Origin of the sequence: Kitasatospora sp. NPDC048239 (assembly GCF_043202015.1) — a bacterium.
Classification (GTDB): Bacteria; Actinomycetota; Actinomycetes; order Streptomycetales; family Streptomycetaceae; genus Kitasatospora.
Genome location: NZ_JBICZP010000002.1, coordinates 531361 through 555032 on the forward strand (window position 1 = coordinate 531361; position 23672 = coordinate 555032).

18 protein-coding genes are annotated in these 23672 nt (G+C 73.3%); 12 read left to right on the forward strand and 6 right to left on the reverse strand.

Features of this window, described 5'->3' with window-relative positions:
• Positions 1-76: 76 nt before the first annotated feature.
• Positions 77-322, reverse strand: coding sequence for a hypothetical protein (locus ACGFZP_RS06490; protein ID WP_392929203.1), 246 nt, complete (start codon positions 320-322; stop codon positions 77-79).
• Between the two features lie 26 nt (positions 323-348).
• The gene (locus tag ACGFZP_RS06495; RefSeq protein WP_392929205.1) at positions 349-1539 is read right to left on the reverse strand and encodes an anion permease; all 1191 of its coding nucleotides are present in this window, start codon (positions 1537-1539) and stop codon (positions 349-351) included.
• A 335-nt stretch (positions 1540-1874) separates the two neighbouring features.
• Between ACGFZP_RS06495 and ACGFZP_RS06500 the strand changes: the two genes are divergently transcribed.
• Entirely contained in the window at positions 1875-3563 is a 1689-nt protein-coding gene (locus ACGFZP_RS06500) for an NlpC/P60 family protein (RefSeq protein ID WP_392929208.1), read from the forward strand.
• 74 nt (positions 3564-3637) lie between these two features.
• On the opposite strand, the gene ACGFZP_RS06505 is transcribed toward ACGFZP_RS06500, so the two are convergent.
• The gene (locus ACGFZP_RS06505) at positions 3638-5923 is read right to left on the reverse strand and encodes an FdhF/YdeP family oxidoreductase (RefSeq protein WP_392929211.1); all 2286 of its coding nucleotides are present in this window, start codon (positions 5921-5923) and stop codon (positions 3638-3640) included.
• Between the two features lie 168 nt (positions 5924-6091).
• Between ACGFZP_RS06505 and ACGFZP_RS06510 the strand changes: the two genes are divergently transcribed.
• The gene (locus ACGFZP_RS06510; RefSeq protein WP_392929214.1) at positions 6092-7978 is read left to right on the forward strand and encodes a protein kinase; all 1887 of its coding nucleotides are present in this window, start codon (positions 6092-6094) and stop codon (positions 7976-7978) included.
• A gap of 39 nt (positions 7979-8017) precedes the next feature.
• Here ACGFZP_RS06510 and ACGFZP_RS06515 read toward each other — a convergent pair whose 3' ends face one another.
• On the reverse strand, positions 8018-9949 hold the full coding sequence (locus ACGFZP_RS06515; protein ID WP_392929216.1) for an FAD/NAD(P)-binding protein: 1932 nt from the start codon (positions 9947-9949) through the stop codon (positions 8018-8020).
• Positions 9946-10941, reverse strand: coding sequence for an amino acid ABC transporter permease (locus ACGFZP_RS06520; protein WP_392929218.1), 996 nt, complete (start codon positions 10939-10941; stop codon positions 9946-9948). The genes ACGFZP_RS06515 and ACGFZP_RS06520 overlap by 4 nt, the downstream gene beginning before the upstream one ends.
• Before the next feature lie 636 nt (positions 10942-11577).
• Between ACGFZP_RS06520 and ACGFZP_RS06525 the strand changes: the two genes are divergently transcribed.
• The 7 genes from ACGFZP_RS06525 (at position 11578) to ACGFZP_RS06555 (ending at position 18313) form a co-directional block, all read left to right on the forward strand.
• Complete coding sequence (locus ACGFZP_RS06525) at positions 11578-12090, forward strand: GNAT family N-acetyltransferase (protein ID WP_392929220.1); 513 nt, start codon at positions 11578-11580, stop codon at positions 12088-12090.
• 15 nt (positions 12091-12105) lie between these two features.
• Positions 12106-13053, forward strand: a complete 948-nt coding sequence (locus tag ACGFZP_RS06530; RefSeq protein WP_392929222.1) for an ABC transporter substrate-binding protein — start codon at positions 12106-12108, stop codon at positions 13051-13053.
• 40 nt (positions 13054-13093) lie between these two features.
• Positions 13094-14095 carry an amino acid ABC transporter permease gene (locus tag ACGFZP_RS06535; protein WP_392929224.1) on the forward strand — a complete coding sequence of 334 codons (1002 nt, stop codon included), beginning with the start codon at positions 13094-13096 and terminating at the stop codon, positions 14093-14095.
• A complete protein-coding gene (locus tag ACGFZP_RS06540) occupies positions 14092-14874 on the forward strand; it encodes an amino acid ABC transporter ATP-binding protein (RefSeq protein WP_392929227.1) in 783 nt (260 codons plus the stop codon). Before ACGFZP_RS06535 ends, ACGFZP_RS06540 begins: the two co-directional genes overlap by 4 nt.
• Before the next feature lie 64 nt (positions 14875-14938).
• Positions 14939-15925 carry an ABC transporter substrate-binding protein gene (locus tag ACGFZP_RS06545; RefSeq protein WP_392929229.1) on the forward strand — a complete coding sequence of 329 codons (987 nt, stop codon included), beginning with the start codon at positions 14939-14941 and terminating at the stop codon, positions 15923-15925.
• Between the two features lie 78 nt (positions 15926-16003).
• A complete protein-coding gene (locus ACGFZP_RS06550) occupies positions 16004-17200 on the forward strand; it encodes a serine/threonine-protein kinase (protein WP_392929232.1) in 1197 nt (398 codons plus the stop codon).
• 261 nt (positions 17201-17461) lie between these two features.
• Entirely contained in the window at positions 17462-18313 is an 852-nt protein-coding gene (locus ACGFZP_RS06555; RefSeq protein WP_392929234.1) for a fumarylacetoacetate hydrolase family protein, read from the forward strand.
• A gap of 77 nt (positions 18314-18390) precedes the next feature.
• On the opposite strand, the gene ACGFZP_RS06560 is transcribed toward ACGFZP_RS06555, so the two are convergent.
• Positions 18391-19125, reverse strand: a complete 735-nt coding sequence (locus ACGFZP_RS06560) for a TetR/AcrR family transcriptional regulator (protein ID WP_392929236.1) — start codon at positions 19123-19125, stop codon at positions 18391-18393.
• Between the two features lie 171 nt (positions 19126-19296).
• Here ACGFZP_RS06560 and ACGFZP_RS06565 point away from each other — a divergent pair, with 171 nt between their 5' ends.
• The 3 genes from ACGFZP_RS06565 (at position 19297) to ACGFZP_RS06575 (ending at position 23619) form a co-directional block, all read left to right on the forward strand.
• On the forward strand, positions 19297-19986 hold the full coding sequence (locus tag ACGFZP_RS06565; RefSeq protein ID WP_392929238.1) for a rhomboid-like protein: 690 nt from the start codon (positions 19297-19299) through the stop codon (positions 19984-19986).
• Positions 19987-20050: 64 nt separating this feature from the next.
• A complete protein-coding gene (locus ACGFZP_RS06570; protein ID WP_392929240.1) occupies positions 20051-21784 on the forward strand; it encodes a DUF885 domain-containing protein in 1734 nt (577 codons plus the stop codon).
• Positions 21785-22128: 344 nt separating this feature from the next.
• The gene (locus tag ACGFZP_RS06575; RefSeq protein ID WP_392929670.1) at positions 22129-23619 is read left to right on the forward strand and encodes an MFS transporter; all 1491 of its coding nucleotides are present in this window, start codon (positions 22129-22131) and stop codon (positions 23617-23619) included.
• Positions 23620-23672 lie beyond the last annotated feature (53 nt).

Sequence of the window (23672 nt, forward strand, 5' to 3'; positions counted from 1 at the left end):
CCCGGAACACGCCGGAGGGCCGGGGAGTGGATCCACCACTCCCCGGCCCTCCGGCGTACTGCTGTTGCGTCCCGTGCTACTTCCCGGCGATCAGCGTCAGCCCGTAGACCACGGCCGCCGCGCAGACGGCGAAGCAGGTGTACGCGCCGACCAGGGCCAGCCGGCCGCCGGCGGCCGCGCCGGACTCCGGGCCGCGGGCGGACTGGGAGGCCTCGCGGCGGGACAGGGCCAGGATGCCGAGGGCGAAGACGGCGACCACGGCGACGGTGATGCCGAAGCTGACGCCGGCGGTCTGGGCCAGGGCGTTCCACTTGATGTGCATGGTGTCGGTTCCTTGGTGGTCGGCGCTCAGGCCGCGACGGTGGTCGAGGCGGCGGTGGGGGCGGCGGAGACGGAGGCCGGGCCCACCTCGACCGGGGTGACGGTCTCGACCGGGGTCACGTCGTTGACGTTGTCCGCGCCGACCGGCTGGCGGCGGGAGATGATCCACATCGCGCCCGAGCCGGCCACCAGGGTGACGCCGACCAGCGCCACGCCCCAGCTGCCCTGCTCGGCGAGGAAGGCCGCGCCGCCGGCCACCGAGGCGGCGGCGGGCAGGGTCAGGCCCCAGGTGTAGACCATGCGGCGGACCAGGCTCCAGCGCAGCTCGCCCTTCGGGCCGCCGAGGCCGGCGCCCATGATGCCGCCGGAGCAGACCTGGGTGGTGGAGAGGCCGAAGCCCATGTGCGAGGAGGTCAGGATGACCGTCGCGGCGGCCGACTCGGAGGAGAAGCCCTGCGGCGCCTTGATGTCCGCGAGGCCCTTGCCCATCGAGCGGATGATCCGCCAGCCGCCCATGTAGGTGCCCAGGGCGATGGCCGCACCGGCCGAGATGATCACCCAGGTGGGGGGCAGCGCGCCCTTGGGCAGGGCGCCGACCGAGACCAGGGTCAGGGTGATGATGCCCATCGTCTTCTGGGCGTCGTTGGTGCCGTGCGCCAGCGAGATCAGCGAGGAGGAGAAGACCTGGCCGGTCTTGAAGCCCTTGGTGGCGGTCTCCTCGTTGGTCCGGCGGGTGATCGCGTACGCCAGCTTGGTGGCGCCCCAGGCGGCCAGGCCCGCGACCAGCGGGGAGGCGACGGCGGGGATCAGAATCTTGCTGACGACGGTGTCGAAGTTGACGCCGTTGACACCGACGCCCACCACGGTGGCGCCGATCAGGCCGCCGTACAGCGCGTGCGAGGAGCTGGACGGAAGGCCTCTCAGCCAGGTGAGCAGGTTCCACAGGATCGCGCCGACCAGTGCGGCGAAGATGATCTCGGGGTGGATGCCCGCCTTCTCGTTGACGATGCCGCCGGAGATGGTGGTGGCGACCTTCACGGACAGGAACGCGCCCGCGAAGTTGAGGACGGCCGCGATGGTGACCGCGACCTTGGGCCGAAGGGCTCCCGTCGCGATGGAGGTGGCCATCGCATTGGCGGTGTCGTGGAACCCGTTGGTGAAGTCGAAGGCGAGCGCCGTGATGATCACAACGGCCACCAGGAACGAGATGTGTTCCATACCCAAACAATCGTCGTAGTTGTCGCACTGACGTTGGTGTCGCTCGCGACGGTAGGGACGCTCGGTGAACGGAAGGTGAACTGGATCGGGATTCGTGGTTCCGACAGTGTCTGAGGGGTTGCCGTAGGCTTTCCGCAGGGTGTCCTCACCCATGCTGAGCTGGGCATTAGTGGAGAACGTCCCGGTTCGGGCGGGTTTGCTGAGACCTGTCTCACAGCCGAACCGGAGAATTCACCGACCCGTACGGGTGCGGTCTGTTTCCGGCGGGTAACCCATGGCAGGATCGGCGGGGATCCGGGGAGCCCGGGGATCGGCAGGGCGGGGAGGACACACCCATGGGCGGGGCTGCACAGCGCGCGGAGTCGGCGGGCATACGACCGTGGGTGCGGGCCGCCCTGCGCTGCGGAGCCGTGCTCGCGGCCGCCGCCCTCGCGCTCCCGCTGGCCGCCCAGGCCGCGTACGCCGCCCCCGACCCGGGCGGCACCCCGGGCATCAGCGCCCCGACCGCCTCCCCCGGCGCCGACCCGCTCGCCGAGGCCAAGGCCACCCTCGGCCCGCTGCTCGACCAGCTGCACGAGCTGTACAAGAACGCCGAGGCCGCCAGCGAGCAGTACAACGGCAGCGTCGCCAAGGTCGCCGAGCAGCAGGCCGCGCTCGCCGAGCTCAAGGCCCGCCTGGACCGCCAGCAGAAGCAGGTGGACGCCGGCACCGACGTGGCCGCCCAGCTCGCCGCCGCCCAGTACCGCAACGGCTCCGCCTCCGCCTACGCCGAGCTGCTGCTCTCCAAGGACCCGTACGAGGCGGTCACCATCGCCGAGCTGCTCGCCGCGGCCAGCCGCTCCCAGTCCGACTTCCTCGACCGGCTGAAGTCCGACCGCGACGCCCTCAACGGACTGCAGAAGCAGAACGAGGAGGCGCTGAGGAACACCCAGGCGCTGGTCGCCCAGCAGGACGCCGCCAAGGCCAAGGTCGCCACCGACCTGGCCGCCGTCGAGCAGATGGTCTCCTCGCTCACCGGCGCCCAGCGCGCCGAGCTGGAGAAGCTGGAGAAGGTCAAGGCCGACGAGGCCCAGCTGGCCTTCCTCGCCTCGGGCGCGCTCGGCCAGGGCGAGCGCACCCCGTCGCTGGCCGGCCGGGCCGCCGTCGCCTACGCGCTCGCGCAGCTCGGCAAGCCCTACGTGTGGGGCGGCGCCGGACCGGACGTGTTCGACTGCTCGGGCCTCACCTCGCAGGCCTGGCTGCACGCCGGCAAGCCCATCCCGCGGACCAGCCAGGAGCAGTGGGCCCGGCTCCAGCACCTCCCGCTGAACCAGCTGCGCCCCGGGGACCTGGTCATCTACTTCGAGGGCGCCACCCACGTCGCGCTGTACATCGGCGGCGGCCTGGTCGTCCAGGCGCCCCGGCCGGGTGCCTGGATCAAGGTGTCGCCGATCGGCTCGATGCCGATCCTCGGTGCCGTCCGCCCCGACCCGGAGACGGCCTCGGACGACCAGGGCGGCGCCTGGAAGGTGCCGGACCTCCCGGCGGGCTGGGACAGCGTCACACCGATCGCGCCGAGCCCGGCCAACCAGGTCGCGGCCACCCCCGAGCCCGGCGCGCCGACCGCGCCCGGCACCCCGGAGCCGGGCACGCCCGCGCCGGGGACGCCGACGCCCGGGACGGCCACGCCGACCGACCCGGGGACGGGCCAGCCCTCCACCACGCCCACGGGGACGCCGACCGGCACCCCGACGGGGACGCCCACGGGCACGCCGACCGGGACGCCCACGGGCACGCCGACCGGCACCCCGACGGGGACGCCCACCGGAACGCCGACGGGGACGCCGACCGGCACCCCGACCGGGACGGGCACGCCCGACCCGGTCACCCCGGCGCCGACCGCCACGCCCACCGGGACGCCGGCCGGCACCGTCAGCGGCACGCCCGCCGGCACCGGCAGCGCCTCGGCTACGGCCCAGGGCAGCGCCTCGGCCTCCGCCCACGGCAGTGCCTCGGCCACGTCGCTGCCGTCCGGCCAGAACTAGGCCCTGTCCGGCCCGGAGCCTTACGCCTGAGGGGCGGTGGACCGCGGTCCACCGCCCCTCAGGCGTACCCGGGCTCAGCGCTCCCCGGTGTCCGGTTCGAAGCGGATCACCACGGCCTTGGAGGTCGGGGTGTTGCTGATGTCGGCGGTGGAGTCCAGCGGCACCAGCACGTTGGTCTCCGGGTAGTACGCGGCCGCGCCGCCCCGGGCGACCGGGTAGTGGACCACCCTGAAGTGCGGCGCGCGGCGCTCCACGCCGTCCTTCCACTCGCCGACCAGGTCGACGTACGCCCCTTCGGCGAGGCCGAGCTCGGCGGCGTCGGCCGGGTTGACCAGCACCACCCGGCGGCCGCCGGTGATGCCCCGGTAGCGGTCGTCGAGGCCGTAGATCGTGGTGTTGTACTGGTCGTGCGAGCGCAGCGTCTGGAGCAGCAGCCGGCCGGCCGGCACCTCGGGCGCGGTGAGCGGGTTGACCGTGAAGTTGGCCTTGCCGGTCGCGGTCGGGAAGGTCCGGGAGTCACGCGGCCCGTGCGGCAGGGTGAAGCCGCCGGGGCGGCGGACCCGGTCGTTGAAGTCGTCGAAGCCGGGCACGACCCGGGCGATCCGGTCCCGCAGCCCGTCGTAGTCGGCGGCGAACTCCTCCCACGGCACGCTGTCCTGCGGGCCGAGCGCGGCGCGGGCCAGCCGGCAGACGATCGCCACCTCGGAGAGCAGGCCCGGCGCGGGCGGGCGCAGACCGCCGCGCGAGGAGTGGACCTGGCCCATCGAGTCCTCGACGCTGACGAACTGGGCGCCCTTGGCGGTGACGTCCCGGTCGGTGCGGCCGAGGGTGGGCAGGATCAGGGCCCGGGCGCCGGTCACCACGTGCGAGCGGTTGAGCTTCGTGGAGACGTGCACGGTCAGCCGGCAGCGGCGCATCGCCGCCTCGGTGACGTCGGTGTCCGGGGTGGCCGCGACGAAGTTGCCGCCCATCGCGAAGAACACCCCGACCCTGCCGTCCCGCATGGCGCGGATGGTGTCCACCGCGTCGAGGCCGTGCTCGCGCGGCGGCTCGAAGCCGAACTCCTTGCCGAGCGAGTCCAGGAAGGCCGCCGAGGGGCGTTCGAAGATGCCCATCGTGCGGTCGCCCTGCACGTTGCTGTGCCCGCGCACCGGGCAGACCCCGGCGCCGGGGCGGCCGACGTTGCCGCGCAGCAGCAGGAAGTTGACCACCTCGCGGATGGTCGGCACGGAGTGCTTGTGCTGGGTGAGGCCCATCGCCCAGCAGACGATGATCTTCCGGGAGGAGAGCACCAGCCGGCCCAGCTCCTCGATCTGCTCCCAGGGCAGACCGGTGGCGGCGAGCACCTCGGCGCGGTCGGTGGTCCGCGCCTCGGCGGCGAACTCCTCGAAGCCGTGGCAGTGCTCCTCGACGAAGGCCCGGTCCACGCCGCCGTCCTGCTCCAGGACCAGCTGGTTGAGCGCGCGGAACAGGGCGAGGTCGCCGCCGAGCCGGATCTGCAGGAAGAGGTCGGTCAGCTTGGTGCCGTGGCCGACCAGGCCGCGGGCGTTCTGCGGGTTCTTGAACCGCTCCAGCCCGGCCTCCGGCAGCGGGTTGACGCTGACGATGGTGGCGCCCGCGCGCTTGGCCCGCTCCAGGGCGGAGAGCATCCGCGGGTGGTTGGTGCCCGGGTTCTGGCCGGCCACGATGATCAGGTCGGCCTGGTAGAGGTCCTTGAGGCTGACGCTGCCCTTGCCGATGCCGAGCGTCTCGGTGAGCGCCGAGCCGGAGGACTCGTGGCACATGTTGGAGCAGTCCGGCAGGTTGTTGGTGCCCAGCCGGCGGGCGAACAGCTGGTAGGCGAAGGCGGCCTCGTTGCTGGTCCGGCCCGAGGTGTAGAAGGCGGCGCCGTCGGGGGTGTCGAGTGCGCGCAGCTCCTCGGCGACGATCTCGAAGGCGTCGTCCCAGGAGACCGGGCGGTAGTGGGTGGCGCCCTCGTCCAGCAGCATCGGCTGGGTGAGGCGGCCCTGCTGGCCGAGCCAGTAGCCGGAGCGCCCGGCGAGCTCGGCCACCGGGTGGGCGGCGAAGAACTCGGCGGTGATCCGGCGCTCGGTGGCCTCCTCGGCGACGGCCTTGGCGCCGTTCTCGCAGAACTCGGCGGCGTGCGTCCTGCCCGGCTCCGGCCACGCGCAGCCGGGGCAGTCGAAGCCGTCCGGCTGGTTGACCTTGCGCAGGGTGGCGAGGGTGCGGCGGGCGCCCATCTGCTCGGCGGCCATGCGCAGGCTGTGGCCGACCGCGGGCAGCCCGGCCGCCGCGTGCTGGGGCGCGGACACCCGGGGGGCGTCCTGCGCCGGGTCGCTCTGCGGGGCCTGCTTGGCCATGACTGCGCTCCTCGGCTCGTCATTCGTCCGGTCCGCCGCGCCGTCGCGGGGCCCGACCCCCATCCTTCCACCCGGCCGAGTCGTCCGGACCATCCCCATCACCGGCTCCGGCCGGCCGGGACGGGCGTCGATAGAGTGTGACCGCTTCGAGAGGCAGGGGTGGGGCGCGTGAGAGTCGGAGATGTCCTCGACGGCCGGTACGAGCTGATGGAACGGCTCGGCCAGGGTGGCTTCGGGGTGGTGTGGCGGGCCTTCGACACCCGGATGCGGCGCCAGGTGGCGGTCAAGGTCATCGGGCACCACGGCGGCGACCAGCAGAAGGCGGCGCTGCGGTTCGTCCGGGAGGCGTGCGCGGCGGGGAACCTGTCGCACCCGAACATCGTCACCGTGCACGACCTGGGGGAGGCCGAGCTCGGCGGGCAGTCGGTGACCTTCCTGGTGATGGAGCTGCTCACCGGCCGCACCCTGACCGAGGTGCTGCGGGGAGGGCCGCCCGACCCGGCGCGGAGCCTGGGCTGGGGGCGGCAGATCTGCGCCGCGCTGGCCGCCGCCCACGACGCGGGCATGGTGCACCGGGACATCAAGCCCGACAACATCATGGTCACCGAGGCCGGGGTGCTGAAGGTGCTGGACTTCGGCATCGCCCAGCTGGACACCGGGGCGGGCGGGCTCACCACCACCGGGACGGTGATCGGCAGCCCGGCTTACATGGCGCCCGAGCGGTGGACCGGCGGCCGGGTCGACGGGCGGGCGGACCTCTACGCCTTCGGCTGCGTGCTGGTCGAACTCTGCACCGGGGCCAGGCCGTTCAGCGGGGAGTCGACGCCGGTACTGATGTACAAGCACCTCAACGAGCCGCCGCCGGCGCTGGACCCGGCGCAGTTCGGCCTGGCGCCGGAGGTGGCGGGGCTGGTCGCCGAGCTGCTCGCCAAGGACCCGCAGGACCGGCCGGCCGACGCCCGGGTGGTCGAGCGGAGGCTGGCCGCGCTGGCGGACCCGCGTGCGGCGATGGGGCCGGTCGAGCCCGCGGCGCCGACCCCGACCGTGCTGGACCGCCCGGCGCCGGTGGCTCCCGTGACGCCGGTGGCTCCCGTGACGCCGTCGGTGGCGCCCGCTCCGCCCTCGGTGCCCCCCGCGCCGACGGCGCCGCCCGTCGTCCCCGGTGCGTCCGCCGCGCCGCCCGCCGAGGCCGAGCCGGTGCTGTCGCCGCTCACCACGCCCCCGGTCACCGCACCGCCCGCCGCCGGCTCCGAGGACGTCCGGACGGCACTGCGCGAGCGCCGGACCGCCGCCTACCGGGCGCCGACCGCCGGGGAGTCCGCGATCCAGCTGCAGGCGGTGGCCCGGGACGCGCTCGCCGCGCTCGGCGGCACCGACCGCGACACCCTGTGCACCTGGCGCGACTTCGCCTGGTACCTCAGCAAGGCGGGCGACCTCGACGGCGCGATCCGGCTGCTCGGCACGCTGGTGGGGGACATGGGCACGGCGCTCGGCCCGACCGACGAGGACACCCTGGGCGCCCGGTACCACCTGGCCTGGTGCATCGGGGAGAGCGGCGAGAGCGTCACCGCGATCCGGCAGCTGTCCCAGCTGCTCCCCGATCTGCACGCGGCCTGGGGCGGCCACGACAGCCGGGTGCTGAAGGCCCGGCACGACCTGGCGGTCCACGCCGCCAACCGCGGTGATCTGGACGGCGCCGTCCTCCAACTGCGCACCCTCCTGCCGGACCTCGCCCGGGCGCTGGGGGAGCAGCACCCGAGCACCGTCCAGGCCTGGCACGACCTGGCCGGCTACCAGCAGCGCCTCGCCGCGCCGGGCCGCCGGGCCCGCGGCGCCGTTCCCCGCGCGGGCCGGCGGCCGAAGATGAGCCCGATCGAGGCCGTGGTGCTCGTCCGGCGCCTGCTGGCCTGGGAGTTCGCCAGTGACCGGGAGGCCGATGCCTGTGTGAGCGCGCTGGAGCGCGGGACGGGCATCAAGGGGGTCGGGGACTGGATCCTCTCCGCTCCGGACCACGTCACGGCCGAGGACCTGGTCGCGGAGATCTTCGGACCGTAGGGCCGCTCCACGCTCGGGCGGGCTGCGTGGCCGGGCCGGTCAGAGGGCGCCGGCCACGCAGTCCGCCAGGGCGGCCGCCTCCTGCGCGGCCAGGGCCCGCAGCAGCGCGCGGGCGGCGGCGTCGTTCTGCCGGAAGCCGGGGGAGTCGGTGCGCGGCCGGGCGAACGCGGCGGCCGCGCGCAGGCTGGTGTGCGGGCCGAGGGCGGTGCGCCGCGGGTGCGGGGCGCCGCCCAGGGCCGGGTCCAGGAGGCGGCTGTCACCCGGCGCGATGGTGAGCAGCCCGGAGCGGTGGGTGTACTCCGCGTCCTCGACCACCTCCTCCACGATCCGCCCGGCGCGGTGCAGTTCGCGCAGCACGGGATCGCGGGTGCGGTCCGGCGCGTGCTTGGGCAGGTACGCCTCGACCAGCGCGGTGGCGGTGACGGTGTGGCCGGGCACGGTGGCGCCGGACGCCCGCCAGGTGCCGGTGGCCTCGTCCTGTTCGACCCGGATCCCGGCGCCGAGGAAGTGCACCACGCCCGCCTCGGAGAGGGCGAGCAGCTGGCGCAGCCGGAAGCCGGGCGGGCCGGAGGCGAGGAAGCCGAAGTACCCGAAGAACCACTCGTCGACCTCCTCGCCGACCGAGCGGGCGGTGAGCCGGCCGGAGGCGAGGACGCGGGGCAGTTGGCCGAAGAGCGAGAGCAGGGCGAGGAAGGCGCCGAGGTCGGCGCTGTGGGCGGGGTCGGCGCGTCGTTCGGCGTCCCGGGTGACGTAGTCGCGCAGGTGGTGCTGGAGCTCCTCGGCCGAGCCGAGTTCGACGCCGGCCAGCGGGAGGTCGAGGCGTTCGAAGTCCAGCCGGTCGGCCGGGTCGGGGACGGCCTCGGCGACGAGCCGGCCGAGTTCGGGGGAGTACCAGTCGTGCCGGTCGTATGCGGCGAGGAACGCGGGCCAGGGCAGGGCGGTGCGCTCGGGGTGGGCGTGGAACAGCTCGTGGTAGTGGCCGAAGCCGATGTCCTTGGCCATCAACGGCCAGAAGTCGCGCCGTAGTTCGAGGGGGCCGGGGCGGGCGAGGACGGTGTCGACGGCGGCGGCGTCGAAGTACCGGGGGAGCGGTGCGGGCGGGCCCTGGAGGCGGTAGCCGGTCTTGGAGTGGTACGGCACCCCGCGCCGGGAGCCGACGTGGATCACCGGCTCCCGGCCGGAGGGGCGGTAGGCCAGGCCGTCGGGGGCCTCCTCGAAGCGGCCGCCGCGGCCCTCGGTGAGCAGTGACAGCAGGTCGACGAAGGCCAGTCCGAAGCCGCGCAGGACCAGGTGCTCGCCGGGGGCGATGCCGGCCAGGTCGGCGTCGGCGGAGAAGGCGGGCGGGAGGTGGAAGCGGCCGTGCCGGGCGGCGAAGGCGGCGTCGGCGGCGTACCGGGGGGCGGGTGCGGAGTCGAGGTGGCCGAGGGTGAGGGCGACGTGGTCGGCGGTGAGCACCCGGTCGGCGAGGTGGACCGACTGGGGGCCGTCGGCGGGCCCGTCGATCCGGCGGACGGTGTCGCGGTGCACGGTGGCGGTGATGTGCGGTGGCAGGTCGGCGACGGCGCGGCGGAACACCCAGTCCAGGTAGGCGCTCTGGGCCCGGCGGGTGGGGAAGTCGGTGGGCGCCAGGGTGTCCAGCTCGGCCCGGACCGCCGGGTCGGGTATCTCCCGATACGGGGCGAACTCCGTTCTGCGGGCGGCCCATTCGGCCAGCGAGGGGCCCGGCCTGCGCGGCCCGTCGATGGTCGACCGCTCGTCGGTGAACATCGTGACGTCCTCGGCCATCGAGTTCATCCGCAGCAGCGGGGACTGGTCGTAGCGCCAGATCCGGCCGGCGCCGGGCGGGTACGGGTCGACCAGGTGGATCTGCAACGGCCGGTCGGCGGGCAGCAGTTCGGGTGCGTTGGCGGCGATCCGCTCCAGCAGGCCGGTGCCCCGCGGCCCGGCTCCGACGATCACCAGGGTGCTCATCCCTTCCCCCCGGTCCGCGGGTCGGCGTCCGCGGCGGCGCGCAGCCGGCGGTAGCCGGCCCTGGCCTTCTGCAGCGGGGTGGGCGGCAGGCCCTCCCGGGTGGCGCCCTTGGCGTAGTGGCGCTCGACGTAGTACTGGCCGATGGAGAGGACGGTGGTGACGGCGATGTACCAGATGGTGGCGACCATCAGCATCGGGATGACCTGGTAGGTCTGCAGGTACACCAGCTGCACCGAGTAGAGCAGGTCGGAGACGGCCAGCACGCTGATGATGCTGGTGCCCTTGAGCGCGCTGATCAGCATGTTGCCGGCGGTCGGCACGATCGAGCGCATCGCCTGCGGCACGACGATCCGGCGCAGTACCCGCCACCGGCCCAGGCCGAGGGCCGAAGCGGCCTCCAACTGGCCGCGGTCGACCGAGAGGATGCCGCCGCGCACCACCTCGGCGGCGTAGGCGGCCTCCAGCAGGGTGAGGCCGATGACGGCGGTGAGGGTGGGGCCGATCAGGTTGACGGTCCTGACGCTGACGAACTCGGGGCCGAACGGGATGCCGAGGCCGAGGGTCGGGTAGAGCGCGCCGATGTTGAAGAAGAAGAGCAGCTGCACCAGCGCCGGGGTGGAGCGGAAGATCCAGATGTAGATCCAGCTCAGGGTGCGCAGCACCGGGTTGGCGGACAGCCGCATGGTGGCGAGCACGGTGCCCAGTACGAAGCCGAGGGCGAGGGTGACGCCGGTCAGCCAGAGGGTGAGGGTGAGGCCGTGCAGGACGGAGGCGGAGGTGAACCAGTCGGCCACCACGTCCCATTGGAAGGCCCGGTTGCGGACCACCGAGTTGGCGGCCATCGCGAACAGCAGCAGGGCGAGGGCGGCGGAGACCCACTGGCCGGGCCGGCGGCGGGGGACGATGCGGGTGTCGTCCGCGGCGGCTTCGGCGGCCGGGCGGCGGACGGGGGTGAGGGCGGGGGAGGGGAGGACGTCCTGCGGGGTGGCCATGCGGAGGGCTCCAGGCGGGGAGGTGCGGGCAGGCGGGAGGTACGGGGATGGTCACGTACGGCCGTCGGTGCCGGTCCGCGTCCCTCAACGCGGGTGGCACTGCACTCACTCCGTTTTGATCGTACGCATGCGCGATCGGCGCCTGTCAAGAGTGGTGAGCGGGGTCGAAACGGTGGTCGCGGGGCGACAGGAGATCGCAACAGTGCGGCAACAGAGGGTGGTTGACGTAGTGCGTCGTTCGCTGCTCAACTTGTTGCCATGTACGCCGAGCAGCCCCTGGTCACCCGCGACCACATCGACTTCGGTCGGGTGTGGTCCGCGGCGTGTCGCGGCTGACCCGGCAGCGGGCCGTCTAGCCGGCCCTGCTCTCCTTCGGAGACCCCTCCCTCGGTGCCCCGTCGCGGGCCGGGAAACCGCCGTGCACTGACGGCGGTTCAGGCGCACGCTGCCGTCTTCGCCGTCTCTCACTCCTTCCGCACTCCGGCACTCCGGCACTCCGGCAGTTCGGCACGTCGCCGTCGCCGTCGCCGTCACGTCCGCACGTGTGCCTCCTTCCGGCCCGGCCCCGGCCACGGCCTCCTCCGGCCTGCCCGCCCGCAGCCGCCGGGCGCCCGTACAACCGAAAGGTCCGTCACCATGCCCGTCGAATTCCCCGGCGCCGCCGCCACCGGCACCCGCCCGGTGGTGGAGGTCCGCCGGGTGGTGATCGACGACCCGCTGGTCGAGCCGCTGCTGCGCGAGCTCACCGAGGAGTACGTCAGCCGGTACGGGCCCGAGGCCCGCCAGGAGATGACCCGCTACCCGCGGGACGCCTTCGCGGAGCCGGCCGGGCTGCTGCTGCTCCTGCTGGAGGACGGCGAGCCGGTCGCGGGCGGCGCGTACAAGCGGTACGACGAGCACACCGCCGAGCTCAAGCGGATGTGGACGCACTCCGCGCACCGCCGCCGCGGCCTGGCCCGGCAGGTCCTGGCCGAGCTGGAGCGGGCCGCCCGGGCGGCCGGCTACTCCCGGGTCCTCCTCACCACCGGACCGCGCCAGCCCGAGGCCAGGGGGCTGTACCTGGCGACCGGCTACACCCCGTTGTTCGACCTCTCGGCCGACCCGCTGACCATCGGCCCGCTGCCCTTCCAGAAGTACCTGACCAGCTGAAAGGCGCTGTTTCCCGTGAGAACCACCACCGCCCGCCGCCTGCTCGCGGCCACCGCCCTGCTGCCCGTGCTGGCGCTGGCGGCCTGCGGCTCGGACCCGAAGGCCGTCGGCGGGAAGGGCGGCGGCGGCCAGGCGGCCGCCGCCGCCACGCAGGACGTCGTCTCCGGCATCGCCAGGTCGGACGCCGCCGCCGCGCTGCTGCCCGAGGACGTCCGCAAGTCCGGCACCGTGAAGTTCGGCGCCTCCATCGGCGCCCCGCCCACCGCGTTCTACGCCGACCAGGCCACCAGGAAGGCGGCCGGCATCGACATCGACTTCAGCGACGCGGTGGCCAGGGTGCTCGGCCTGACCGTCCAGCGCGAGGAGGCCGCCTTCGAGACCATCCTGCCCGCGCTCGGCAGCGGCAAGTACGACGTCGGCACCGGCAACTTCGGCGTCACCGAGGCCCGGCTGAAGACCATCGACTTCGTCACCTACATCGACGACGGCCAGGGCTTCGCGGTCAGGAAGGACAACACCGCCGTCCAGCCGGTCACCGACCTCCTCCAGCTCTGCGGCCTGACCATCGGCACCGGCGCCGGCACCACCTTCGAGACCACGCTCAACAGCAGGAAGAGCGTCTGCACCGACGCCGGCCGCAAGCCGTACGAGGTGAAGGCGTTCAGCGACAGCGGCACCGTGCTGACCAGCCTGCAGCAGGGCCGGGTGGACATCCTGATGTCCACCATCAACGGCCTGCGCTACCAGGCGTCGCAGGAGGCCTCCGGGACGCGGTTCCTCGGCGAGTTCCACCGCCTGGACGTCGGCTTCGCCTTCAGGAAGGGCTCGCCGCTGGCCCCCGCGTTCCAGGCGGCGGTCAACCAGCTGATCAAGGACGGCACCTACGAGCGGATCCTCCGGAAGTGGGGGGTGACCGACTCCGCGATCAAGGAGTCCCGGATCAGCCCGCCCGAGCACACGTGACCCCCTGTCCGGGCCCCGGGCCTGTTGGAGGAATCCCCCCATGACCGTCATCACCACGGCCGGCGGACCGCCGGCCGGGACCGCTGCCAAGCCGGCCGGTCCGCTCGACCTGGACGAGCTGCCCCGCCTGCGGACCGTCCCCGCCCGGCACCCCTGGCGCTGGGCGGCCGGCCTCGCCGCGCTCGTCGTGCTGGCCCAGTTCGCCCACGGGCTGGCCACCAACCCGGGCTGGGACTGGGCCACCTTCCGGGTCTTCTTCTCCGCCGACACCATCCTGCGCGCGGTCGGCCGCACCCTTGAACTCACCTTCTACGGAACGGTCCTGGGCTTCGTGCTGGGCGCCGGGGTGGCCGCGATGCGGCTCTCGGGCAGCGCGGTCCTGCAGTCCATCGCCTGGGCGTACGTCTGGGCGTTCCGCTCCATCCCGCTGATCGTCCAGCTGGTGTTCTGGTTCAACCTCTCCTATCTCTACAAGCGGTTCGGCTTCGGCATCCCGTTCGGCCCGACCTTCGCGGACGTCGAGACGATCGGCGTCCTGGGCGCGCTCGGCGCCGCCGTGCTCGGCCTCGGGCTGCACCAGGCAGCGTTCGCCGCCGAGATCATCCGCGGCGGCATCATCGCCGTCGACGCCGGACAGCGGGAGGCCGCCGCCGCGCTCGGCGTCCCGCGCTGGCGCCAGGCCTGGCGGATCGTGCTGCCCCAGGCGATGCGCGGCATCCTGCCGGCCGCCGCCAACGAGGTGATCTCGCTGTTCAAGGGCACCTCGGTGGTCTACGTGATGGCCCTCGGCGAACTCTTCTACCAGGTGCAGGTGATCTACGGCCGCACCGGCCGGGTGGTGCCGCTGCTGATGGTCGCCACCGTCTGGTACGTGCTGCTGACCACCCTGCTGTCGATCGGCCAGTACTACGTCGAGCGGTACTTCGCCCGGGGCACCCAGCGCACCCCGCCCCCCACCCCGCTGCAGCGGGCCCGGGCCCTCGTCCGGGGCCTGCGCAGCCCCCGCACCGCTGCCGAGAACGCCGTCGGAGGACGCTCATGACCACGCTGACCAAGTCCGGGGACCCGATGGTGCAGGTCCGGGGCCTGCACAAGAGCTTCGGCCGGCTGGCCGTGCTGCGCGGGGTCGACCTCGACGTGGCCACCGGCTCGGTCACGGTGGTGCTCGGCCCCTCCGGCTCCGGCAAGTCCACCCTGCTGCGCGCCATCAACCACCTGGAGAAGCTGGACCGGGGCTTCGTCGTGATCGACGGCGAGCTGATCGGCTACCGCCGGGCCGGCGACCGGCTGCACGAGCTGAAGGAGCGCGAGGTCCTGCGCCAGCGCACCAACATCGGCTTCGTCTTCCAGAACTTCAACCTCTTCCCGCACCTCACCGTGCTGGAGAACATCACCGAGGCGCCGATCAGCGCGCTCGGGCGGCCGAAGGCCGAGGCCCGCACACGGGCCCTGGAGCTGCTGGACCGGGTCGGGCTGGCCGACAAGGCGGACGCCTACCCCCGGCAGCTCTCCGGCGGCCAGCAGCAGCGGGTGGCGATCGCCCGGGCGCTGGCGCTGGAGCCCAAGGTGCTGCTGTTCGACGAGCCCACCTCGGCGCTCGACCCGGAGCTGGTCGGCGAGGTGCTCGACGTGATCAAGGACCTGGCCCGGTCCGGCACCACGATGATCGTCGTCACCCACGAGATCGGCTTCGCCCGCGAGGTCGCCGACACCGTCGTCTTCATGGACGGCGGCGTGGTGGTCGAGCAGGGCCCGCCGAAGGCCGTCCTGGACGACCCGCGGCACGAGCGGACCCGCGCCTTCCTCGCCAAGGTCCTCTGACCGCCGCCCCTCCGCCTCCCCTCCCCGCCACCCGCACGCCCGTACGCACGCAAGGAGTTCCGCCATGTCCCTACCCCGTCGCGCCCTCGTGACCGCCGCCGCCTCGCTCGCCGCCGCCCTCACGCTGGCCGCCTGCGCAAGCACCTCCGGCGCCTCGGCCGGACTCGCCCCCGCCAGGGGCGGCACCGCGCCGAACGGGGTCACGGTGAACCTGACGCCACAGCAGAACCGGGTCACCACCGCCAGGGTCGACGCGCTCGCGGCGCTGGTTCCGGAGGAGATCAGAAAGAAGGGCACACTGGCGGTCGTCGACTCGCTCGGCACCACGCCGCCGCTGGACTTCTACGCCGACGACGACAGGACCGTCATCGGCGTCGAACCGGACATCGCCGAGCTGGTCGGCAACGTGCTCGGCCTGAAGGTGGAGTTCAACCCGGTCTCCTGGGAGAACATCTTCGTCGGCCTGGACAGCGGCAAGTATGACGTCGGCTTCTCCAACATCACCGTCACCGAGGCCCGCAAGGAGAAGTACGACTTCGCCACCTACCGCCTGGACGTCCTCGGCTTCGAGGCGAAGAAGGGCAGCGGCTGGAAGGTCACCGGGCCCAGGGACGTCGCCGGGAGGACGATCGCCGTAGCCTCCGGCACCAACCAGGAGAAGCTGCTGGTCGGCTGGAGCGAGCAGAACGTGAAGGACGGCCTCAAGCCGACCGACATCAAGTACTTCCAGAGCTCCTCCGACTACTACCTGGCGCTGTCCTCCGGCCGGATCGACGCCTACGTCGGCCCCAACCCGAGCGCCGCGTTCCACGCCGTGCAGACCGGCGAGACCGAGGTGATCGGCACCTACTCCGGCGGCGGGGACGTCCTCGGGAAGATCGCGGCGACCACCAGGAAGGACAACGGGCTGGTCAAGGCGCTGGGCGGCGCACTCGACGAGATCATCAGGAACGGCACCTACGGACAGGTGCTGAAGCGCTGGGGGCTGGACGGCGAGGCCGTCCAGAGCTCCGAGATCAATCCGCCGGGGCTGCCCAGGCCCAAGCCGTGACCTGTTCACCTCCACGCCTGCCTCCACCGCTATCGTGCGGGGGAACACCGTTCGGATCCAGCGGACTTGGGGGCAGGCATGAGGGCGGGGGACGTGCTGGACGGCCGTTACCGGCTGGACCGGGAGCTCGGCCGGGGAGGCTTCGGCGTGGTCTGGGCGGCCCACGACCGCACCATCGACCGGCCGGTCGCGGTGAAGGTCCTGTCCGAGGAGAACGCCTCGGACGAGGAGGCGGTGCAGCGCTTCATCCAGGAGGCGAAGACCGTCGGCAGCCTCACCAACCCGCACATCGTCACCCTGCACGACTACGGGCGGGTACAGGACGGGGCGTGGTCCACCCACTACCTGGTGATGGAGCTGGTACGCGGCCGGCCGCTGTCCGACGTGCTCAAGGACGGCCTGCCCGAGCACGCGCTGTCGTTGAAGTGGGTCCGGCAGATCTGCAAGGCGCTGGACGCCGCACACCGGTCGGGCGTGGTGCACCGGGACATCAAGCCGCAGAACATCATGATCTCCGAGAGCGGCGAGGCGAAGGTGCTGGACTTCGGCATCGCCCGGCTGCTCAGCCAGTCCGTCGGGATCACCTCCACCGGCAGTGTGGTCGGCACCGCGCCCTACCTGGCGCCCGAGTGCTGGTCCGGCGCCTCGATCGACGGCCGGGCCGACCTGTACGCGCTCGGCGTGCTGCTCTTCCAGCTCTGCACCGGGCGGCGCCCGTTCACCGCCGACACGCCCGTCGCGATGATGTACCAGCACCTGCACGACACCCCGCCGGCGGTGCGCACCACCGATCCGGCGCTGGCCGCCCTGGTGGCCCAGCTGCTCGCCAAGGACCCGGCCGACCGGCCCGCCAACGCCGCCGAGGTGCGCCGGAGGCTGCGCGACGTCCGGCCCGGCCTGCTCGCCCCGGACGACCCCAGCCCCGAGCAGCTGCGCCGCCGGGCCGACCAGGCCTGGCGGATCGGTGCGGACGGCGAGCCGGCGATGGCCGTCCAGGTACTGGAGGGGCTGATCCCGGAGTTCGCCCGGATCTGCGGCCCGGCCGACCTGCGGACCCTGCGCACCTGCCACGACCTGGCCGTCTGGCTGGCCCGCGACGGCCGCCCGGGCGCCGCCGCCGCGCTGCTGCGCGAGCTGCTGCCGGCCCTCACCGGCGAGCCGGCCGCGTACGAGGACGCCCGCCGCGACCTGGCCCGCTGGGAGCGCGGGTCGGCCGGGCCGAACCGGGGCGGGAGCGCGTCGCCGACCCTGGGGGCGTTGCTGGGCCGCGTCTGACGCCCGGGGCGCACGGCCCCGCCGACCCCGGGTTCCGCCCGGACAGGGCCCGGGCCGGGCGGCCGTCCGCGCACGGCGGGGGCTGTCAACCGTACGGGCAGCCGATTCGGGGCCCGGCCGGCTTGGAGGAATTGATAGGAATTCGCCGACCGGAACCGTCTGGTTCGCCGGCACCGGACGTTGATATACCTCGCTTGCATAGACCGGGAGCGGTGTGCCGCCGCTCCGGTGAGCTGCGACGAACCAGGTGGTGACGCTCTGATGAAGCTCCTCCGTGTCGGACCCCCGGGCGCCGAGCGTCCGATCGTGCTGGGCCAGGACGGTGCCGCGTACGACCTGTCGGGCCGGGCCCGGGACATCGACGGCGCCTTCCTGGCCGGGCTGGACCCGGCCGAACTCGCCCGCGAGGTGGCCGCCGGCGCACTGCCGGTGACGGACATCGCCGGGCAGCGGGTCGGGGCGCCGGTCGCCCGCCCGGGCAAGGTGGTCGGGATCGGCCTCAACTACCGCGACCACGCCAAGGAGGCCGGTGCGGCGATCCCGGACGAGCCGGTGATCTTCCTCAAGCCGAGCTACACCGTGGTCGGCCCGTACGACGAGGTGCTGGTGCCGCGCGGCGGCGACAAGACCGACTACGAGGCCGAGCTGGCCATCGTGATCGGCCGCACCGCCCGCTACCTGGAGAGCCACCAGGCGGCGGCGGAGGTGATCGCCGGCTACACCATCGCCAACGACGTCACCGAGCGGGCCTTCCAGTTCGAGCGCGGCGGCCAGTGGGACAAGGGCAAGTCGGCGGAGACCTTCACCCCGCTCGGGCCCTGGCTGGTCACCGCCGACGAGGTGGCGGACCCGCAGCGGCTGCCGCTGCGGCTCTGGGTCAACGGGGAGCTGCGGCAGGACGGCTCCACCGCGCAGATGGTCTTCCCGGTGCTGGAGCTGGTCCGCTACGCGAGCCGGTTCATGGTGCTGGAGCCCGGCGACGTGATCGTCACCGGCACCCCGGCCGGTGTCACGCTGGGCCACCCCGGCGCCGCCTTCCTGGCGCCGGGCGACATCGTCGAGCTGGAGATCGACGGGCTGGGACGCCAGCGGCAGGTCCTCGGCAAGGCCTGAGCCGGCCCGTCACGACCCCGACCCCGGGCACGGGGGTCAGGGTCACCGCTTCGGGGCGCCGTCCGAGCCACCGGGGTTCACGGGGACAGGCGCTCGCGCAGCCGCCTCGGCCGGGGCGCGTCCGGGCCCTCCAGCGCCAACAGCGCGGTCAGCACGTCCGCGGTCTGCGGGTCGTGCACCGCCGTCGCCGCCGCCATCGCCACGAATTGGTCGACCAGCCAGTCCCGCAGCTCGTCGACCGCCAGCACCCGGCCCTCGTCCAGCCAGCTAAGCGAGGCGCCCTCGACCACCGAGATCCACGAGCGCACCAGCAGCGTCAGCCGCGGTCCGGCCTCCCGCACCCCCAGGTGCCGCAGGGTCCGCTTGAGCGCCGCCCGGCGGACGTCGTCGACGATCGCCGAGGTCCGGGCCGTCTCCACCACCGAACCCCCGCGCAGCAGCGCCGAGTACCCGGCGTCGTGCCCGGCGACGAAGGCGAAGTAGGCGTCCAGCACGGCCGCCAGCTGCTCGGTCGGGGTCCCGCTGACCGGCACGGTGAACCGGCTGGTCAGCTCCTCCGCTGCGGTCCGCAGCGCGGCCTCGTACAACTGCTGCTTGCCGCCCGCGAAGTAGCGGTACACCAGCGGCCGGGAGGCCCCCGCCGCCTCCGCCACCTCGTCCAGCCCGACCTCCTCGGGCGGCCGCGCGGCGAACAGCTCCAGCGCCACCGCGATCAGCTGCTCCCGCCGCTGCTGGACCGGCAGTCGGCGGTACCCCGCCTTGCGCGGACGGGCCTCACCGGCGGACGGAACGGGCGCTGAGCTGGCTTCCATGGCGGCCAGCGTAATGGGCGTCCGGCCGATCGGCTCCTTGCCTGCACCGATCTTCCCGAACGGATGTTTGTCGCCGTTCGCCACGGTTCGCGTGGGTCGGCGGGCCGGAAGCGGACAAAGCGTCGAATATGGACGGGATGCCCGTGGTCGCAGGCGAGGAGGGCCTACCGGATGGCGCAGACGCCGGAGCGGGCGGGCCTTGCCCGGAGGGTGCCGCGGGCGGTGTGGGCGTGGGTCCGGTCGGCGCCGGGAACGTACCTGTGGCTGCTGGCCCTGGCGGTGACCAGCTTCGTGGTGGCGCGGATGGAACCGGCCGCGCTGGACTGGTTCCTGGCCGCCCGCTCCACCAACATCGACCAGCTGACCTCGCACCCGGTGCACGCGCTGGTGGCCAGCGCGCTCTGGACGGAGCAGGCCGACTTCCTCTTCTACCTGGTGCTGTTCACCCTCTTCCACGCCAACGCCGAGCGCTGGCTGGGCACCTGGCGCTGGCTCACGGTCGCCGCCACCTCGCATGTGCTGGCCACCCTGGTCAGCGAGGGCGTGGTGGCCTGGGGCATCGTCCGGGGGCGGCTGCAGGCCGACCTGGCCGACACCGTGGACGTCGGGGTCTCGTACGCGCTGGCCGGCGTGGTCGCGGTGCTCACCTACCGCTTCGCGGGCGGCTGGCGCCGGCTGTACGGGACCGGGGTGGTGGTCTTCTACCTTGTCCCGCTGGTCACTTCGCACACCTTCACGGATCTCGGCCATTTCTGTGCGGTGCTGATCGGCCTCTGCTTCCACCGCTTCGCGCGCGGACGGCCCACCTGGGATCCGGGTCTGCTGCGGCAGTGGTGGCGGGCGCGGCGCGGCACCGCCTGACCGCTGACGGTCAGTATCCGTCGACGGGTCTTGCAATCGGCCCGGGCCGCGAAATGATGTCCGGATGGTTGAAGAACTGATCAGCTCAGACGGCACCACCCCCCGCCGTATTGCCGACGCCTACGTCCAGGCCCTCGCCGAGCTCGACCCGCTGACCGCGGTGTATCTGGGGCTCAACCCCGATGACGACCGCCTCCCCGACCTCTCCCCGGCCGGCGCGCAGGCCATCGCCGACCTCGCCCGCCGCACCCTCGCCCGGCTCGCCGAGGCCGAGGCGGCCGGCGCCGCCGAGGACGAGGCCGAGCGCCGCTGCGCGCGCCTGCTGCGCGAGCGCCTCACCGCCGAACTCGCCGTCCACGACGCGGGGGAGGGCTACCGGGCGGTGCGCAACCTCGGCTCGCCGGTGCACAACGTGCGCGACGTCTTCACGCTGATGGCGACCGGGACCGAGCACGAGTGGGAGGTCGTCGGCCGCCGGCTGGCCCGGGTGCCGGCCGCGCTGGCGCAGTACCGCGAGACCCTCGCCGAGGGCGTCGAGCGCGGTCTGCTCTCCGGCCCCCGCCAGGTCGTCACCGTGGTCGGCCAGCTCGGCGAGTGGCTGGCGCAGGACGCTCCCGAGGAGGGCGCGCCGGCCGGGCACGGGGCGGGCTGGTTCGGGGACTTCGTCCAGGACGCCCCCGAGAGCCTGCGCCCGGCCCTGACCGGGCACGCCGTCGCCGCCGCCGAGGCACTGGCGCAGCTGCGCGACTGGCTGCGGGACGTCTACGGCCCGGCCGCCGCCGACGCCCCCGACACCACCGGGCGCGAGCGCTACGGCCGCTGGGTGCGCTACTGGACCGGCGCCGACCTCGACCTGGACGAGGCGTACGCCTGGGCCTGGCAGGAGTTCCACGACCTGTACGCCCAGATGCGGGCGGAGGCGGAGAAGGTCCGGCCCGGCGCCACGCCGATGGAGGCGATGAAGTGGCTGGAGACCGACGGTCCGGCCATCGAGGGCGCCGAGGCCGCCCGTGAGTACCTCCAGGGCCTGATGGACCAGGCGATCAACGACCTCCAGGGCACCCACTTCGACCTGGCCGAGCCGGTCACCCGGGTCGAGTCGATGATCGCCCCGGCCGGCAGCGCCGCCGCGCCGTACTACACCGCCCCCTCGCTGGACTTCACCCGCCCCGGGCGGACCTGGCTGCCGACCATCGGCCGCGACAGCTTCCCGGTCTGGGACCTCGTCTCGACCTGGTACCACGAGGGCGTCCCGGGCCACCACCTCCAGCTGGCGCAGTGGAACTACGTCGCGGACCAGCTCTCCACCTACCAGGTCAGCACCGGCGGGGTCAGCGCCAACCTGGAGGGCTGGGCGCTGTACGCGGAGCGCCTGATGGACGAGCTGGGCTACCTCACCGACCCGGGCCACCGGCTGGGCTACCTCAACGCCCAGATGATGCGCGCGCTGCGGGTGATCGTCGACATCGGCATGCACGCCGGACTCGACTTCCCCGCGGACTCCCCGTACAAGGCCGGCCGGCCCGTGCTGCCGGACGACGCCCGGGAGTTCTTCGGCCTGTACTGCGGCCTGTCCACCGACTTCCTGGACAGCGAGCTGGTCCGCTACCTGGGCATGCCCGGCCAGGCGATCGGCTACAAGCTGGGCGAGCGCGCCTGGCTGCGCGGCCGGGCGGCGGCGAAGGCGGCGCACGAGGCCCGCGGCGAGGTGTTCGACCTCAAGGCCTGGCACATGGCGGCGCTGTCGCAGGGCTCGCTCGGTCTGGACGACCTGGTCGCGGAGCTGGCCGCGCTGTAGGCCCGGACGGGGCCTGGCGGAGCCACCCCGCCGCCGCCCCTTGCGGTGGCCGGGCGGGCCGGCCGACGGGCCCCCGGGAGCCATGCGCTCCCGGGGGCCCGGGCGTTCCCGGGCCCTCTGGTGCGCTGGTCCCAGAGGCTCTGGTTCTTTTGTCCCGATTCACACTATTTGGTGATGTTTTTCCTTGCCATTCGCAGCCCCGCGAGTTTGGCTTGAAGACGACTGCGTGACCTCTCCGCTACCAACCGGAAGGCTCCCCAGTGTCTGCGCAAGCTGCCACCCGTACCGAACCGGCGGACAGCCGCCGCTGGTGGGCGTTGGCGGTCATCGCCATCGCCCAATTGATGATCGTCCTCGACATCACCATCGTGAACATCGCGCTGCCATCGGCCCAGAAGGACCTGGGCATCTCCGACGCCAACCGGCAATGGGTGATCACCGCCTACACGCTGGCCTTCGGCGGGCTGCTGCTGCTCGGCGGCCGGCTCGGGGACCTCTTCGGCCGCAAACGCGTGTTCACCGTCGGCCTGCTCGGCTTCGCCCTCGCCTCGGCGATCGGCGGCGCCGCGTCCGGCCCGTTCATGCTGTTCGCCGCCCGCGCCCTGCAGGGCGCCTTCGGCGCACTCCTCGCCCCGTCGGCGCTGGGACTGCTGTCGACCACCTTCAGCAACCCGAAGGAGCGCAGTACGGCCTTCGGCATCTTCGGCGCGATCGCCGGCGGCGGCGCCGCGATCGGACTGCTCCTGGGCGGTCTGCTGACCGAGTACCTGAACTGGCGCTGGTGCCTGTTCGTCAACACGCCGATCGCCATCGCCACCGCCTTCGCGGCCTACTACGTGCTCACCGCCGACCACATCGCCAAGGGCCGCCGGGTCAGACTCGACCTGCCCGGCGCGTTCCTCGGCTGCGGCGGCCTGCTGGCCATCGTCTTCGGCACCTCCGAGGCGGTCTCCCGGGGCTGGGTGGACTGGCTGGTGCTGGGCTCGCTGGCGCTGGGCGCACTGCTCCTGGCGGTGTTCGTCCTGGTCGAGAAGCGCACCCGGCACGCCCTGCTGCCGATCCACATCGTCGCCGAGCGCAACCGCGGCGGCGCCGCGCTCTCGGTCGGCCTGGCCATGGTCGGCATGTTCGGCCTGTTCCTGTTCCTCACCTACTACCTGCAGGTCATCAAACACTTCTCGCCGGTGATGTCCGGCGTCTCCTTCCTGCCGATGACGGCGGCCATCGTCATCAGCTCGACCGCCTTCGCGGCCCGGCTGATGACCAGGGTGCCCTCGCGCAACCTGATCGGCCCGGGCCTGCTGCTCGCCGCGGCGGGCATGGCCTGGCTGACCCAGATGAAGGTGGACAGCCCGTGGGCCGGCATGGTGCTGCCCGCCGAGCTGCTCCTCGGCTTCGGGATGGGCCTGGTGTTCATGCCGTCGATGAGCCTGGCCACCCTGGGCGTCGCCCCGAACGAGGCCGGCGCGGCCTCGGCCACCATCAACTCGGCCCAGCAGGTCGGCGGATCCTTCGGCACGGCGCTGCTGAACACCATCGCGGCCAGCGCCACCGCGACCTTCCTGGCCACCAGGATCGCCTCCGATCCCCAGGTCCAGGCCGAGGGCGCGGTGCACGGGTACGTGGTCGCCACCTGGGTGGCCATGGGCGTCCTGCTGCTGGCGGCGCTGATCGCCTTCCTGATGATCAACCACCGCCCGGCGCCCGGCGAGGCGACCGAGGAGGTCGGTGCCGGCGCCCCGGCGGGTGCCCGGGTCGACGCCACGGCGGACGCCCAGGCCGTCGCGAAGTCCGGCGGCGCGGTGACCGCGACCGGAGAGCAGAGGGCCACGTGAAAATTGCAGCAAGGTCTTGCAGTCAACCTCCGGCGCCTGCTTGACTCCTGGCC

Bases quoted from the DNA above. Each gene is read 5' to 3' on its own strand.
- ACGFZP_RS06490 (WP_392929203.1), bottom strand. From the start codon at position 322: ATGCACATCAAGTGGAACGCCCTGGCCCAGACCGCCGGCGTCAGCTTC.
- ACGFZP_RS06495 (WP_392929205.1), bottom strand. From the start codon at position 1,539: ATGGAACACATCTCGTTCCTGGTGGCCGTTGTGATCATCACGGCGCTC.
- ACGFZP_RS06500 (WP_392929208.1), top strand. From the start codon at position 1,875: ATGGGCGGGGCTGCACAGCGCGCGGAGTCGGCGGGCATACGACCGTGG.
- ACGFZP_RS06505 (WP_392929211.1), bottom strand. From the start codon at position 5,923: ATGGCCAAGCAGGCCCCGCAGAGCGACCCGGCGCAGGACGCCCCCCGG.
- ACGFZP_RS06515 (WP_392929216.1), bottom strand. From the start codon at position 9,949: ATGAGCACCCTGGTGATCGTCGGAGCCGGGCCGCGGGGCACCGGCCTG.
- ACGFZP_RS06520 (WP_392929218.1), bottom strand. From the start codon at position 10,941: ATGGCCACCCCGCAGGACGTCCTCCCCTCCCCCGCCCTCACCCCCGTC.
- ACGFZP_RS06525 (WP_392929220.1), top strand. From the start codon at position 11,578: ATGCCCGTCGAATTCCCCGGCGCCGCCGCCACCGGCACCCGCCCGGTG.
- ACGFZP_RS06535 (WP_392929224.1), top strand. From the start codon at position 13,094: ATGACCGTCATCACCACGGCCGGCGGACCGCCGGCCGGGACCGCTGCC.
- ACGFZP_RS06540 (WP_392929227.1), top strand. From the start codon at position 14,092: ATGACCACGCTGACCAAGTCCGGGGACCCGATGGTGCAGGTCCGGGGC.
- ACGFZP_RS06545 (WP_392929229.1), top strand. From the start codon at position 14,939: ATGTCCCTACCCCGTCGCGCCCTCGTGACCGCCGCCGCCTCGCTCGCC.
- ACGFZP_RS06550 (WP_392929232.1), top strand. From the start codon at position 16,004: ATGAGGGCGGGGGACGTGCTGGACGGCCGTTACCGGCTGGACCGGGAG.
- ACGFZP_RS06555 (WP_392929234.1), top strand. From the start codon at position 17,462: ATGAAGCTCCTCCGTGTCGGACCCCCGGGCGCCGAGCGTCCGATCGTG.
- ACGFZP_RS06560 (WP_392929236.1), bottom strand. From the start codon at position 19,125: ATGGAAGCCAGCTCAGCGCCCGTTCCGTCCGCCGGTGAGGCCCGTCCG.
- ACGFZP_RS06565 (WP_392929238.1), top strand. From the start codon at position 19,297: ATGGCGCAGACGCCGGAGCGGGCGGGCCTTGCCCGGAGGGTGCCGCGG.
- ACGFZP_RS06570 (WP_392929240.1), top strand. From the start codon at position 20,051: ATGGTTGAAGAACTGATCAGCTCAGACGGCACCACCCCCCGCCGTATT.
- ACGFZP_RS06575 (WP_392929670.1), top strand. From the start codon at position 22,129: ATGATCGTCCTCGACATCACCATCGTGAACATCGCGCTGCCATCGGCC.